Source organism: Rhodococcus kronopolitis (assembly GCF_042654025.1).
Taxonomy (GTDB): Bacteria; Actinomycetota; Actinomycetes; order Mycobacteriales; family Mycobacteriaceae; genus Rhodococcus_G; species Rhodococcus_G kronopolitis.
In genome coordinates this window covers 24,728-39,014 of sequence record NZ_JBHSFO010000004.1, presented here as the reverse complement: position 1 = coordinate 39,014, position 14,287 = coordinate 24,728, and the positions used below count along the sequence as shown (strand labels likewise).

General features: G+C 71.8%; 11 protein-coding genes. 10 read left to right on the top strand and 1 reads right to left on the bottom strand.

What is annotated here, in order from left to right:
* From ACFO6S_RS09115 to ACFO6S_RS09095, 5 genes are all read left to right on the top strand, one after another.
* Positions 1-756, top strand: coding sequence for an NUDIX hydrolase (locus ACFO6S_RS09115; protein WP_378416198.1), 756 nt, complete (start codon positions 1-3; stop codon positions 754-756).
* Positions 753-3,125, top strand: a complete 2,373-nt coding sequence (locus ACFO6S_RS09110) for a glycoprotein (RefSeq protein WP_378416196.1) — start codon at positions 753-755, stop codon at positions 3,123-3,125. The genes ACFO6S_RS09115 and ACFO6S_RS09110 overlap by 4 nt, the downstream gene beginning before the upstream one ends.
* A complete protein-coding gene (murJ, locus tag ACFO6S_RS09105; RefSeq protein ID WP_378416195.1) occupies positions 3,122-7,291 on the top strand; it encodes a murein biosynthesis integral membrane protein MurJ in 4,170 nt (1,389 codons plus the stop codon). Before ACFO6S_RS09110 ends, murJ begins: the two co-directional genes overlap by 4 nt.
* 67 nt (positions 7,292-7,358) lie before the next feature.
* Positions 7,359-7,955: an RNA polymerase sigma factor SigM gene (gene sigM, locus ACFO6S_RS09100; RefSeq protein ID WP_378416193.1), complete on the top strand. Its 597-nt coding sequence runs from the start codon at positions 7,359-7,361 to the stop codon at positions 7,953-7,955.
* A 110-nt stretch (positions 7,956-8,065) separates the two neighbouring features.
* The gene (locus ACFO6S_RS09095) at positions 8,066-8,806 is read left to right on the top strand and encodes a hypothetical protein (RefSeq protein ID WP_378416191.1); all 741 of its coding nucleotides are present in this window, start codon (positions 8,066-8,068) and stop codon (positions 8,804-8,806) included.
* Positions 8,807-8,876: 70 nt separating this feature from the next.
* Here the strand turns inward: ACFO6S_RS09095 and ACFO6S_RS09090 are convergent, their stop codons facing one another.
* Positions 8,877-9,443: a helix-turn-helix domain-containing protein gene (locus ACFO6S_RS09090; RefSeq protein ID WP_378416189.1), complete on the bottom strand. Its 567-nt coding sequence runs from the start codon at positions 9,441-9,443 to the stop codon at positions 8,877-8,879.
* A 101-nt stretch (positions 9,444-9,544) separates the two neighbouring features.
* Here ACFO6S_RS09090 and ACFO6S_RS09085 point away from each other — a divergent pair, with 101 nt between their 5' ends.
* From ACFO6S_RS09085 to ACFO6S_RS09065, 5 genes are all read left to right on the top strand, one after another.
* Positions 9,545-10,774, top strand: a complete 1,230-nt coding sequence (locus ACFO6S_RS09085; protein WP_378416187.1) for an NADH:flavin oxidoreductase — start codon at positions 9,545-9,547, stop codon at positions 10,772-10,774.
* Positions 10,775-10,930: 156 nt separating this feature from the next.
* The gene (locus ACFO6S_RS09080; protein WP_378416185.1) at positions 10,931-11,542 is read left to right on the top strand and encodes a TetR/AcrR family transcriptional regulator; all 612 of its coding nucleotides are present in this window, start codon (positions 10,931-10,933) and stop codon (positions 11,540-11,542) included.
* Between the two features lie 42 nt (positions 11,543-11,584).
* The gene (gene trxB / locus ACFO6S_RS09075) at positions 11,585-12,574 is read left to right on the top strand and encodes a thioredoxin-disulfide reductase (RefSeq protein ID WP_378416183.1); all 990 of its coding nucleotides are present in this window, start codon (positions 11,585-11,587) and stop codon (positions 12,572-12,574) included.
* 43 nt (positions 12,575-12,617) lie between these two features.
* On the top strand, positions 12,618-12,941 hold the full coding sequence (trxA, locus tag ACFO6S_RS09070) for a thioredoxin (RefSeq protein ID WP_378416182.1): 324 nt from the start codon (positions 12,618-12,620) through the stop codon (positions 12,939-12,941).
* Between the two features lie 109 nt (positions 12,942-13,050).
* Positions 13,051-14,250: an N-acetylmuramoyl-L-alanine amidase gene (locus ACFO6S_RS09065; protein WP_378416180.1), complete on the top strand. Its 1,200-nt coding sequence runs from the start codon at positions 13,051-13,053 to the stop codon at positions 14,248-14,250.
* Positions 14,251-14,287: the final 37 nt, after the last annotated feature.

The following is a 14,287-nucleotide window of genomic DNA, read 5'->3' as shown; positions in this document are numbered from 1 at the left end:
GTGCAGCTTACCGGCGCCCGCCGCCCCCGAGCAGCGCGCCGACCGCAGCACCCGGCGCTGCGGTGTGGGATTCGGGGCAGGTCCCGGGAGCCAACTAGTATTGATTGGGTGTCTGCTGCCGAACGTGCAAATCGCAGTCGCCGCAACCCGCGGCGACGAAGCGCGCACGGCGAACGCACGGCCCAGCGGATGCGCACGGTCCGGGAGACGTCGGCGGGCGGCCTCGTGGTCGACGGCCTCGACGGGCCCCGTGACCAGCAGTGCGCCGCGCTGATCGGCCGCACCGACCGCCGTGGGCGACTGCTGTGGTCGCTGCCCAAGGGTCACATCGAGGCGGGGGAGACCGCCGAGCAGACCGCCATGCGCGAGGTCGCCGAGGAGACGGGCATCCACGGCACCGTGCTCGCCGAACTCGGCAGCATCGACTACTGGTTCGTCACCGAGGGCCGACGCGTCCACAAGACGGTGCACCACTACCTGCTCCGGTTTCAGGGCGGCGAGCTCTCCGACGAGGACGTCGAGGTGACCGAGGTCGCCTGGGTGCCGCTGCTCGAGCTCGGCTCCCGGCTCGCCTACGCCGACGAGCGACGGCTCGCCGAGGTCGCCGGCGCTCTGATCGACCGGATGTCCGACGCCCCGGCACCGCTGCCGGCGCCCAGCCCGATCCCGACCGACCGTCGCCGCGAGGTGACCGCCACGCGGCGGTCCGCGGCGCGGGGCAACGGAACCCGCGAAGCAACCGGAAAGCACGGATGAGGACGGCCCTACGTCGCTTCGCCGTGACGACCCTGACCACACTGGCACTGGCCGCCGCACCGCTCGGACTCACCGCCCCGAGCACGGCCACGCCCACCACTCCGTCGACCGGTGCCGCGTCGAGCGCCCGGGACACGCAGTCGCAGTTCGTCTCGCTGTCGATCGACTCCGTCGCCCCGAACACCGTCACCACCTCGAGCGACCCGTTCGTGACGGTCGGGGGCACAGTCACCAACGTCGGGGACCGGCCCGTCGCCGACGTCCAGGTCCGCCTGCAGCGGGCCCCGAAGGTGGACGCGCCCGCGCAGCTGCGCACCGTCCTCGCCGCCGACCAGGAGCAGTTCGACACCGTCGGCGCGTTCCAGTCGGTCGCCGCCCGGCTCGACGTCGGCAGGTCCGCCACCTTCACCCTGACCCTGCCGCTGCGGTCCGCGACCGCCACCTCACTGGAGATCGCCGAACCCGGCGTGTACCCGCTGCTGGTGAACGTCAACGGCACCCCCGAGTACGGCGGCGCCGCCCGGCTCGACGACGCCCGCTTCCTGCTCCCGGTGCTCGGCCTGCCCCGCGACCCCAGCGTCGACGACTCCACGGACCTCGCCGCCGCGCCCATTCCGCCGTCGACCGCCGACCCGGTGGCCGTGACGGTGCTGTGGCCGGTCGCCGACCGACCGCGGATCGCCGCGGGAGTTCCGGGCTCCACCGAGGAACCGGTCCGTCTGGTCGACGACGACCTCGCCACCTCCCTCGCCAGCGGCGGCCGCCTGGAGCAGCTGCTCGCGGCGGCCGAGTTCGCCACCGCCGACGGCGTCGACCGCGACCACCAACTGGCCCAGAGCCTCTGCCTGGCCGTCGACCCCGACCTGTTGGTCACGGTGAGCGGCATGACCCACGGCTACCTGGTGGTGGACGACCCGGCGGATCCGACCGGCGCGGCGCGCAGCGGCACCGGGCAGGCCGCGGCAGGCGCCTGGCTGGACCGGCTCAAGGCGCTCGCCTCACGGATGTGCACGACCGCCGTGCCGTTCGCCCAGGTCGACCTCGCGGCGCTGCAGCGGATCGCGGACCCGACCCTGGTCGCGCGGGCCCTGACCACCCCCGCCGACATCGTCGACGGCACCCTCGGGGTGACCTCGCTGCGCGGGCTGACCTGGCCGGACGCCGGGGTGCTCGACGCCGAGGCCGCCGCCTCGCTGAACGGGCTCGGGCCGACGGTGCTGCTCGCCGCCAACGCGGTCGCGGACAACACCGCGCCGCAGAAGGTGCCGCTGACCGGCGGAAACAACGGCGGGCCGCTGAACGCGGCGCTGTTCGACGTGCCAACCGCCAGTGCGCTCGCCGCCGTCGGCGACACCCCGCAGACCCCCACCTTCGCACCCGCGGGTGCCCGGATCGACCTCAGCGGCGACTCCCGGACGGCCCGCCTGCAGGACGCGCTCGGCGCGGTGACCTGGCAGTCGCTGAGCACCCGGACCATGGAGTCGCGGATGGCCAGTCCCGACCCCCGCACGCTGCTGGTGGTGCCGCCGCAGCAGTGGACCGTCGACGGCGACGAGGCCCGCACGGTGCTCTCCACCGTCTCGACCATGCTGCGGTCCGGCCTGGCCACGGCGCGGTCGCTGCCGGACGTGCTGAGCCGGAACGTGACGACGCCGCCGTTCGACCTCGTCTACCCGGAGCAGGCGGTGCGCGACGGCGCGCCGGGACCGGTGCAGGCCGCCGCGGCCGCGGCGGCGCCCGAGATCGAGGCGATCACCGCGACGCTGGTCAACGACCCCCAGTCGGCGTTGACCCCCGTCCGGTACACGGCACCGCTGAACGAGGACCTGCTGCGGGCGCTGAGCACCTCCGGACGCCGGGATCGGGACCAGGGACCCGCGACGGCGGCGGCCGACAACCGGGTCGCCCAGGTGGACCTGGCCATGGACCGGATCTACGGGGCGGTGACCGTGCTCGCGCCCGGCGGCGCCTACACGCTGGCCTCCGAGCAGAGCCCGCTGCTGCTGGTGGCGCGCAACGACCTGCCGGTGGGCATCACCGTCAGGCTGCAGATATCCGCGCCGACCGCGATGACCGTCACCGACATCGGCGACCAGCAGCTGCCGCCGCGCGGCAGCCGCGCGTTGCAGGTCCCGGCAAAGGTCGAGGGTTCCGGGAAGATGGTGGTCGACGTGGCCATGACCACCGTCAACGGCCGCGAGCTGGGGGAACCGACCGCCGTGTCGATTCGCACCAACGCCTACGGACGGGTGTTGGCGATCGTCACCGGCTGCGCCGGCGCACTATTGTTGCTACTCGCGGGACGACGGCTGTGGCACCGGTTCCGGGGCCAGCCGGACCGAGCGGACGAAGGGTACGAACCGCAATGACGGGGAGCATGCACCGGCCGCCGGGAACGGCAGGACCCGAAGGCGACGCAGAACGACCCCAGGGCTCCGGAACCGAACCGACGGGCCGACCCAGGAACACCGGAACGACGCCGGCGGGACGCACCACGGGCGCCGGCCCCGCACCGGCCGCGCCCTGGGAGCGGACCCAGCCCGGCGTACCGGTACCCGAGCGCCGCGACCCCCGGCCGCCGGCCCCCGCGCAGCACCCGAACCCCGTTCAGCACCAGCAGCCTCAGCGGCCACAACAGGCGCAGTCGCACGAGCCGTACCGGCCCCTGTACCGGCCCAACCCGACCGACCAGCCGTACCCCCCGCAGCCCGCGCCGCAGCGGGCCGCACCGCAGCGCCACCTGCCCGCCGACGCCCGGGTGACGGCTCCGCCGCGGCCGGCAACGGCCGTCGCCGCCCGCCCGGCTCCGGATCCCGCGGCCGAGAGCGACCCGCCGCACCTCGACCCGCCCGACGTCGACATCGCCGACGGTGCCGAGTCCGAGAACTCCGGCAGGTCGTTGATGGCCGCGACCGGCTCGATCGCGGTGGCAACGCTGGTCAGCCGGATCACCGGATTCCTCAAGCAGGTGCTGCTGCTGACCACCCTCGGCGCCGTCACCGCCAGCTCGTTCACCGTCGCCAGCCAGCTGCCGAACATGATCTCCGAGCTGGTACTCGGCGCGGTCCTGTCCGCGATCGTGGTGCCGGTGCTGGTCCGCGCGGAGAAGGAGGACGACGACGGCGGCGCCGCCTTCGTACGCAGGCTGTTCACGATCGCCGGCCTGGTGCTGGGCGTGGCCGCGGTCGCCGCGGTCGCCGGCGCCCCCCTGCTGGTCAGGCTGTTCCTGCCGGAGGACGGCGAGGTCGACCCGGTCCTGACCACCCGGTTCGCCTACCTCCTGCTGCCCGCCATCCTGTTCTACGGCCTGTCCGCACTGCTCACGGCGATCCTCAACACCAGGGGTGTGTTCAAGCCGGGCGCGTGGGCGCCGGTGCTGAACAACTGCGTGGTGCTGGTGGTCCTGGGCATGTTCTGGGTGATGTCACGCGGGACCGACGCGATCACCACCGCACAGCTGCTGGTCCTCGGGATCGGCGTCACCCTCGGCGTCGTCACCCAGGCCGCCTGCCTGCTGCCGGCGATCCGCCGCGAAGGCATCAGCCTGAAGCCGCTGTGGGGTCTCGACGCCCGGCTCAGGCTGTTCGCCGGCATGGGCGTCGCCATCGTGCTGTACGTGCTGATCAGCCAGGTCGGGTTCAGCATCGGCACGCGCATCGCCGCGGGCGTCGACGGGGCCGGACCGGTCATCTACAACCAGGCCTGGATCCTGCTCCAGTTGCCGTACGGCATCCTCGGCGTCACCGTGCTGACCGCGATCATGCCGCGGTTGAGCCGCAACGCCGCCGCGGAGGACACCCCGGCCGTCGTCGACGACCTGTCCGTCGCGACCAGGCTGACCATGGTCTCGCTGGTGCCGGTGGTGGTCTTCATGACCTTCGCCGGCCCGCAGATCGGGCAGGCGCTGTTCGGCTACGGCAAGTTCGGACCGGAGGACGCCGAACGGCTCGGCCACGCGGTCAGCTGGTCGGCGTTCACGTTGATCCCGTACGCGCTGGTGCTGATCCACCTGCGGGTCTTCTACGCCCGCGAGCAGGCCTGGACCCCCACCTGGATCATCCTCGGCATCACCAGCGTGAAGGTGGGGCTCTCGCTGCTGGCACCGGTGGTGGCCTCTGACGACAGCCAGGTGGTGAGCCTGCTCGGCGTCGCGAACGGTCTCGGCTTCACCGCGGGCGCCGTGATCGGCGCCATCCTGCTGCACCGCAGCCTCGGGGCACTGCGGATGGCGAACGTCGGCAAGACCGCCTTCCTGGTGGTGGTCGCCTCGCTCGCCGGGTCGATCACGATGCTCACCGCGGAGGAGCTGCTCGGCCTGGACAGCCTCAGCGACCGCTTCGGCGGCCCGGGCGCCTTCGTCCAGGTCGGCATCTGCGCGGTGATCATGCTCGGCGTGACGTTCACGCTGCTGCGGTTCGCGGGCATCCCCGAGGTGGTTGCCGGAACCGTCGCGCTGACCCGTCTGGTCAACCGCGTCCGCGGCCGCTCGCCGCAGCCGGCCGGTGTCACCGACGCGGCGCCGATCACCGACACCGGTGCGATGCCGATCTACTACGACGACGCCGCTACGGTGCTGCTGCCCGCATTCGGCCGTTCTCAGGCACTACAAGGTGACAGTCACCAGCTCCCGTACCCTGGTCCCGGGCGTACCGGGACGCCGAACACTGCTAGGGAGGGGTCCGACCGAATGCGCGAAGGAGTGCGGATGAGCGACGAAGACGTTGCCGGCAAGTCCGGTGGTTCGACGGCGCAGGCGACGACACGTGGATCGGCAACTCGCGCAGCCGAACCCACCGGCGCCGCGAAGAACGATCCCTCCGTCACCACGGGCGAACCCACCAAGGCCGACGTCGCCGAGAGCAAGGTCGAGGCCCGGCCGCAGGCACGCCCCGCGAACGCGACCCGCAAGGCACCCGAACGCGATCTCGTCCTGGACACCGGCGTCATCCCGATCGGCTCGCCGCCGCTGCCCCCGATGCGGATCGGCGCTGCGGACGCGTCCAGCCGGCAGCAGACGCGCGGCCCGAAGCTGATCGCGGGCGCATCCGTCGCCGGCGGCCGGTACCGCCTGCTGGCGCCGCACGGCGGCGCCCGCGGCCTGAAGTTCTGGCAGGCCCACGACATCAAGCTCGACCGCGAGGTCGCCCTGACGTTCGTCGACTCGGAGCAGCGGGCCAGCTCCGGCGGCGAGCTGTCCGAGGACCCGCAGGCCGTGCTGTCGCGGACGCTCCGGCTGGGCCGGATCAATTCGCCCGGGCTGGCGCGAGTCCTCGACGTGGTGCGCGGCAGTTCCGGCGGCATCGTGGTCGCCGAGTGGACCCCGGGCCGGTCCCTCAAGGAGATGGCGGAGACGGCGCCGTCCCCGATCGGCGCAGCCCGCGCCATCCGGGCGCTGGCATCCGCGGCCGAGGCCGCCCACCGCGGCGGTGGCGCCCTGTCGATCGACCATCCGGACCGGGTTCGGATCTCCGTCGCCGGCGACGCGGTGCTCGCCTTCCCCGCAACCCTCGCCGACGCGGACGCACCCACGGACGTGCAGGGGCTCGGCGCCATGCTGTACGCGTTGATCACCGCGCGGTGGCCGCTCGGCGACCCCGGCTCGACCGAACCCGTCGGCGGGATGCCCCCGGCCGACCGCGGCAACGACGGTCAGCCCCTCGAGCCCCGGTTGGTGCGCCCGGAGGTGCCCTTCGAGATCTCCGCGGTCGCGAATCGCGCCCTCGAGCAGGGCGGTGGAATCCGCACCGCCGCGACCGTGCAGCACGTGCTGGACCAGGCGTCGGTCGTGGACCAGAAGACCGACCTCATGCCCGCGCTCCGACTCGGCCAGCGCCCTCCGGGAGCCACCGGGCATGCGCTGAGCAGCCCCGAGCACGACGCGGCGGCGCGACTCAAGAGCAACCGGATGGTGATCGCCCTCGCCGGGCTCGGCGTCCTGACCGTCATCGTGCTGGCCTTCCTCGGCTGGTGGCTGGCGAACACGCTGGCGGGTGGCGGTTCCACCGCGCCGCTCACCGAGCAGAACATCGGACTGACCACCACCAGCGTGGCGGAGCCCACCGGCGACGCCACAGCACCCGCGCCTGCGGCGGCCCCGGTCGCGGTGGTGCCGGCCGGTGCCGCGGTCTACTCGCCGCAGGGATCGCCGGACAACCCGGCCACCGCCGGCCAGGCGGTCGACGGCAACCCGGCCACCAAGTGGAGCACCGACACCTACCTCCAGCAGTTCCCGTCGTTCAAGAACGGCATCGGCCTGATGGTCAACCTGGCCGAGCCGAGCGCGCTGCGCGAGGTGTGGATCGACTCACCCTCCGCCGGCACCACCGTCGAGATCCGGACCGCGCCCGACGACAACTCGGCGCTGGACCAGACCCAGGTGATCGGGACCGCCGTGCTCGGCAAGGGCGTCACCACCGTCCCGGTGACCACGGACGGCAATGTCGGCAAGGTGCTGGTGTGGATCACCAAGCTCGCCGAGGACGGCGGGAAGAACCAGTCCTCGATCGCCGAGGTCGGCTTCACCAAGACCCCGTAACCACCCGGCACCTGGCACTTCGGGTCGATTCGAGGACTCGAAACCTTGTGGTCGGTTAACATCCGGCGTGCGAATCTACAGGGGGATCGCCGGAGCTGACAGGTCAGACGCTCAGCTCCTGGCAGCGCACGCGTCGGGGGACGCACGCGCATTTTCAGAACTGCTCGGCAGGCACTACGACCATCTGTGGCAGACGGCGCGACGGACGAGCTACACGCTCGCCGACGCCGAGGACGCCTTGCAGGAGGCGTTGCTGAACGCGCACCGGATGGCCGGGACGTTCCGCGCCGATGCCGCGGTCCGCAGCTGGCTGCACCGGATCGTGGTCAACGCCTGTCTGGACCGGATCCGCCGCAACAAGGTCCGACCCACGGTGCCACTGCCGGAGGACGACACCCGCGAGCCCAGCCACCCCCGGGACGCCATGGCCGATCGGGAGACCGCGCTGGCCATCGAGGGCGCCCTCTTCACGCTGTCGCCGGAACATCGTGCGGCCGTGGTGACGGTGGACCTCGAGGGTTACTCCGTCGCGGAGGCCGCGGCACTGCTCGGGATCCCGGAGGGCACCGTCAAGAGCCGCTGCGCCCGGGCCCGGCACAAGCTCGCCCGGGAGTTGAACTACTTGCGGGTCGAGCGGAACCAGATCGACGTCAACGAGGTCTAATCCCAGTAGCGGCGGTCGACGGTGCGGCCGGGTCGACGGGCCCGGATTCCGACGGCCGGTCACGTAGTTTCAGGTTCGAGTACCGGTTCTTCCAACCAGAAGGAGGTGTCATGGTCGCCCAGGGTGAGGATGCGCTGCACCCCCCTTTCGACCCAGACCTGCTCGCCGATCTGCACGCCGGGGCATTGCCGCCGGAGTTCGCGGACCGGCTGCGTGTGGCGTCCGCACCGGACCCGGAGGCCCAGCGCGTCCTCGCCGCGCTCGACTCCGTGCGCGGGCAGCTCGGCGCGCTGCGCACCTCCGACGTGCCGCCGCCGCCCGCACCGCCCGACGTGGTCGCCCGGATCGAGGCCGCGCTGGCCGCCGAGGGCGCCGCGGCGCCGGCCACGGTCTCGCCCCTGGCCGGGCGGACCGCGCGTCGACGCCGCCCGGTCCGACTGCTCGCCGCGGCCGCCGCCGTGGCGGTCGTCGCCGCCGGCGCCCTGTTTGCGCTGACCCGGGCCGACGAGACCCGGCCCGCGACGCCCACCGTCGCACTCCACGCACCGACCCCGTCCGGCACCGGCGTGGACCTCGGCTCCGACCTGAATCCGGCGACCGTGCTCGGGCTGCTCGGCAGTACCGACCTCGGTCCGCTGTCCGTACCGGAGGCCCGGGACGGATGCCTCCGGGCCAACGGGGTGGACCCGACCACCCCGCTGCTGGGTTCCGGCCCGGTCCGCCTGCGTGGCGTACCCGGGCTGCTGATGCTGTTCCCGGGGGCACAGTTGCCCCAGATCACCGCGCTGGTGGTCGGCATGGGATGCACGGACTCCGACCCGGCGACGCTGGCCCGCGCCGACATCGGCTGAGGGTCGCGTCAGACGCCGAACGGGCGGCTGCCGGGGTCGATGCCCCGGCAACCGCCCGCTCGGCGGACGTTCAGTCGGGTCCGGCCGCCAGCAGCAGGATCTCGAGTACCTTGGCCCGCATCTGTGGGGTGTCCTCCTCGGGGGCGATCAACGACAGGAACATCGCCGCGCCCGCGCCCAGCGCCAGCAGCGCGCCCGCCTCGAGCTGATCGTCGGGTCCCGACGCGTCGGCCCGCGGCAGCAGCGCGGCGCTCGGTCCGCCGAAGTTCCGCCACACCGCCCCTCGCAGCTCCCGGTGGTCGCGCAGCGTCGCCAGCAGCGCCGGCACCGCCGCCCGCACGGCCGGCTGACGGAACACCTCGGAGCTGCCCGTCGCCACCCAGCGGATCCAGCCGGCCCGGTCCGCCCCCTCGAACGGCCGCAGGTCCGGCTCCAGGCCGAGCACCGCGTCGAGGACCAGGTGCGCCTTCGACTCCCAGCGTCGGGCGATGGCCGCGCGACTGACGCCTGCGCGGGCGGCGACGGCCCGCACGCTCAACTGCTCGAACCCCACCTCCACCAGGAGGTCGCGGGCGGCCGCGAGCACGTCGGCGTCGATGCGGGGGTCGCGGGGTCGGCCCGATCCGGTGGCAGTCATCGACCGAATTGTCTGCCATCGGGGCCGCGGGGGCTATACCGTGTCCCATTACGAGTCCAGTGGCATCGTAACTGGACGAACAGAGCGCAAGGATTCCGACGATGAACGCCACCCCCACCCCCGCCGACACCCGGCGGGTCTTCGAGCCCGCGCCACTCGGCCCGCTGACCCTGCGCAACCGCATCGTCAAGGCCGCCACGTTCGAGGGCGTGATGCCCCACGGCGCGGTCTCCGACGAGCTCGTGGAGTTCCACCGCGCGGTCGCGGCCGGCGGCGCCGCGATGACCACCGTCGCCTACTGCGCGGTGTCCGAGAGCGGCCGGGTGCACCGCGACACCCTGGTGCTGGACGAGGCCAGCCGGCCCGGGCTCACCCGGCTGACGGAGGCCGTACACGCCGAGGGTGCCCTGGCCGCTGCCCAGATCGGGCATGCAGGCCTGGTCGCCAACATGATCTCGAACGGCACCAGGACGCTGGCCCCGTCCACCCGGATCAGCGCTCCGGCAATGGGTTTGGTCCGCGGCGCGTCGATCGACCAGCTCGCCGCGGTGACCGCCGACTTCGAACGGGCGGCGCGGGTGGCGGTCGACTCCGGGTTCGACGCCGTCGAGGTGCACCTCGGCCACAACTACCTGCTGAGCAGCTTCATGAGCCCGAACCTGAACAGACGGCACGACCGGTACGGCGGCAGCGTCGCCGCCCGCTCCAGGTTCCCGCGCGAGGTGCTCGAGCGGGTCCGCCGCGCGGTCGGCGACTCCGTGGCGGTCACGGTCAAGTTCAACATGTCCGACGGCGTCCCGAAGGGGCTCTGGCTGGACCAGAGCCTGCAGATCGCCGGGCTGATCGAGTCCGACCGGTACGTCGACGCGATGCAGCTCACCGGGGGCAGCTCGCTGTTCAACGGCATGTACTTCTTCCGCGGCGAGGTTCCGATGGCGGAATTCATTGCCTCCCAACCAAAGCTGGTCGGCATGGGGCTGCGGTTCTACGGCCCGCACATCTTCCCCACCTACCCGTTCGAGGAGGCGTTCTTCCGACCGTTCGCCCGCCAGTTCCGCGAGGCCCTGTCGATGCCTTTGATCATGCTCGGCGGGGTGAACCGGCTCGACACCGTCGAGACGGCGGTCGAGGAGGGCTTCGAGTTCGTCGGCATGGCGCGTGCCCTGCTCCGAGATCCAGCACTGGTCAACAAGTTTCGCACCGAGTCGGCCACCGAGGGCAGCTGTGTGCACTGCAACAGGTGCATGCCGACCATCTACTCCGGAACCCGATGCGTGATCCGCGAGGCCCTCACCGAGCTACCGCTGCCACGGGTGGGCACCGGCGGCTGAGCCACGGCTGCGACCGCGAAGTCGATCGGCAACCCTCGCCACGGTTGCCCGCGACTACCATGTCGTCGACCACATCGACCGCGTCGTCACGAGGACGGGCGGTCGCCGACCGACATGTGAGGCGTCGAACACCCGACGCCACCGAGGGGAGACGCGTTGCCGCGGATCAACGCGCCCACCGTCGCCGAGCACCGGGCCGCCCAGCGACGGGCCCTCCTCGACGCCGCCCGCGAGGTGCTCGCCGAGGGCAGCGCCGACGACCTCGGCTTCGCCGAGGTGGCCACCCGGGCCGGGTTGGCGCGGTCGAGCGTGTACCAGTACTTCAAGTCCCGCCGGGACCTGATCGACGCGCTGATCGAGGACTCGTTCCCGCGCTGGTCCGAGCGGGTCCAGCGGGAGATGGACGCGGCCGGGGGGCCGGACCGCCGGGTGCTGGCCTACGTCCGTGCCAACCTGGACCTGGTCGCCGAGGGGGAACACGCCGCGGCCTCCTCGCTGGCCGCGCTCGCGCCGACCGCGAGGACGACGGCGGAGAGCGCCTCGCTGCACCGGCAGCTCTCGACCCCGCTGATCGCGGCGCTGACCGAACTCGGGGCCGTCGACGCCGCCGCGACCGCCGAGCTCGTCAACGCCGTGGTGCACGCCGCAACGAGGCAGGTCGAGGCAGGCGACGACATCGCGGCCGTGCAGGCCCGCGCCGCGGAGCTGATCGAGCCGTACGTAACACTGGCCGCCACATCCGGGGTCCGTGGGAACATCACCCCTTAGTCTGGTGTTGAGCCAGACATCGTTCCCTACCTGGAAGGCCCCATGACTAACCCGACCTCGGTCCGAGATCTCATCATCGTCGGCTCCGGACCCTCCGGATACACCGCGGGCGTCTACGCCGCCCGCGCGGAACTCGAGCCCCTGCTCTTCGAGGGCACCCAGTTCGGCGGGGCCCTGATGACGACCACCGAGGTCGAGAACTTCCCGGGTTTCCGCGAGGGCATCATGGGCCCGGACCTGATGGACGAGATGCGTGAGCAGGCGAAGCGCTTCGGCGCGGAGATCCGCACCGAGGACGTCGAGGAGATCGACCTCTCCGGCGGCGTCAAGCGGATCGTCGCGAACGGCGAGACCTACTACGCGCACGCGGTCATCCTGGCGATGGGTGCGGCGGCCCGTTACCTCGGCATCCCCGGCGAGGAGACGCTGCTCGGTCGCGGCGTCAGCGCCTGCGCCACCTGCGACGGCTTCTTCTTCAAGGACCAGGACATCGCCGTGGTCGGCGGCGGCGACTCCGCGATGGAGGAGGCCACCTTCCTGACCCGCTTCGCCCGCTCGGTGACGCTGGTGCACCGCCGCGAGGAGTTCCGCGCGTCGCGGATCATGCTCGAGCGCGCCAAGGCCAACGACAAGATCCGCTTCCTGACCAACGCCGAGCCCGTGGAGGTGCTCGGCGAGACCAGCGTCACCGGCCTGGTGCTGCGCGACACCGTCACCGGCGAGCAGTCCACCCTGCCCGTCACCGGCATGTTCGTCGCGATCGGCCACGACCCCCGCAGCGAACTGGTCAAGGGACAGGTCGACATCGACGACGAGGGTTACGTCCGCGTGCAGTCGCCGTCCACCGCGACCTCCCTCGAGGGTGTCTTCGCGGCAGGCGACCTGGTCGACCACACGTACCGGCAGGCCATCACCGCCGCAGGCACCGGCGCATCCGCGGCGATCGACGCCGAGCGCTGGCTCGCCGAGAAGGGCGACATCGCCGCCAACACGCTCGCCGCCACCGACCGGCCCGTCGGCGCCGAGGCCTGAGCCACCCCCTCACGGATCCACACCGTCACCCGAGGAGACATCCATGTCGAACACCATCACCATCACCGACGACTCCTTCAAGCAGGACGTCCTCGACTCCGACAAGCCCGTGCTCGTCGACTTCTGGGCGACCTGGTGCGGCCCGTGCAAGATGGTCGCGCCGGTGCTCGAGGAGATCGCAGGCGAGCACGCCGAGAAGCTCACGGTCGCCAAGATCGACATCGATGCGAACCCGGGTGCGGCCCGTGATTTCCAGGTCATGTCGATCCCGACCATGATCCTGTTCCAGGGCGGCAAGCCGGTGAAGCAGATCGTCGGAGCCAAGGGCAAGGCCGCCCTGCTCAAGGATCTTTCCGACGTCCTGTAAGACACGTCGCGGCCCCCGAGATTGTCGTAATCTCGGGGGCTTCTGCGACAATTGACCAGCGCGACGCGGCCTCGCCGCGTCGTTGGCACATCGAAAGGACCGGAAATCCATGCAGCGTCTCTGTCACGGCGATAGCGGTCCCGCCGTCGCCGAGGTCCGCGGCACCCTTTCGAGCCTGGGCTTCCTCCACAGCGCAATCCCCGCCGCGCCCCTGGGCGCGGCCAACGGAGCCCAGTGGGTGGCAGCCGACGCAGTGTTCGACAACCACCTCGACAGCGCGGTCCGGGCGTTCCAGCAGCAGCGCGGGCTCCTCGTCGACGGCGTCGTGGGCGCCGCGACGTACCACTCGCTGAAGGAGGCGTCGTACCGCCTCGGTGCCCGCACCCTCACCTACCAGGTCTCCGCGCCGCTCTACGGCGACGACGTCGCGACGCTGCAGAACCGACTCCAGGACCTCGGCTTCTACTCGGCCCGTTCGGACGGACACTTCGGCCGGAAGACCCACGAGGGTCTCTCCTCGTTCCAGCGTGAGATCGGCATCGCCTCGGACGGGATCTGCGGACCGCAGACGCTGCGGTCGCTGGAGTTGCTCGGCACCCGCGTCACCGGCGGCTCGCCCCACGCGATCACCGAGGAGGAGTCGGTTCGCCGGTCCGGTCCGCAGCTCAGCGGCAAGCGAATCGTGATCGACCCGGACCTCGGCGGAGACGCCACCGGAGTGGTGCTGCACACCCCCGACGGTCCGATCACCGAGGCCGACATCCTCTGGGACCTCGCCAGCCGGCTCGAGGGCCGGATGGCGGCCACGGGCATGGAGACATTCCTCTCCCGGCCGCACCACGCGAACCCCTCCGCCGGCGTCCGCGCCGAGACGTCCAACGCATTCGACGCGGACCTGATGATCTCGCTGCGGTGCGCCACCAGTTCCAGCCCGCACGCGAACGGCGTAGCGAGCTTCCACTTCGGCAACTCACACGGCGCCACCTCCCGCATCGGACAGGTGCTCTCGAGCTTCATCCAGCGCGAAATCGTCGCTCGTGCAGCACTTCAGGACTGCCGCACGCACGGACGCACCTGGGATCTGTTGCGACTGACCAATATGCCGACAGTGCAGATCGACATCGGTTATCTCACAAACGAATCCGACGTCAAGACACTGGTGAACCCGCGCAACCGGGACATCATCGCCGAGGCCATCCTGATCGCGGTCAAGCGGCTCTACCTGCTCGGCCAGGACGATCAGCCGACCGGGACCTTCACCTTCGCGGAACTGCTCGCCGAGGAACTGGCCCAGTCCGAACCCGCCTAGGCCCGGCCGGGTCCGCCCGCGCCGGGGGTCGACGGTC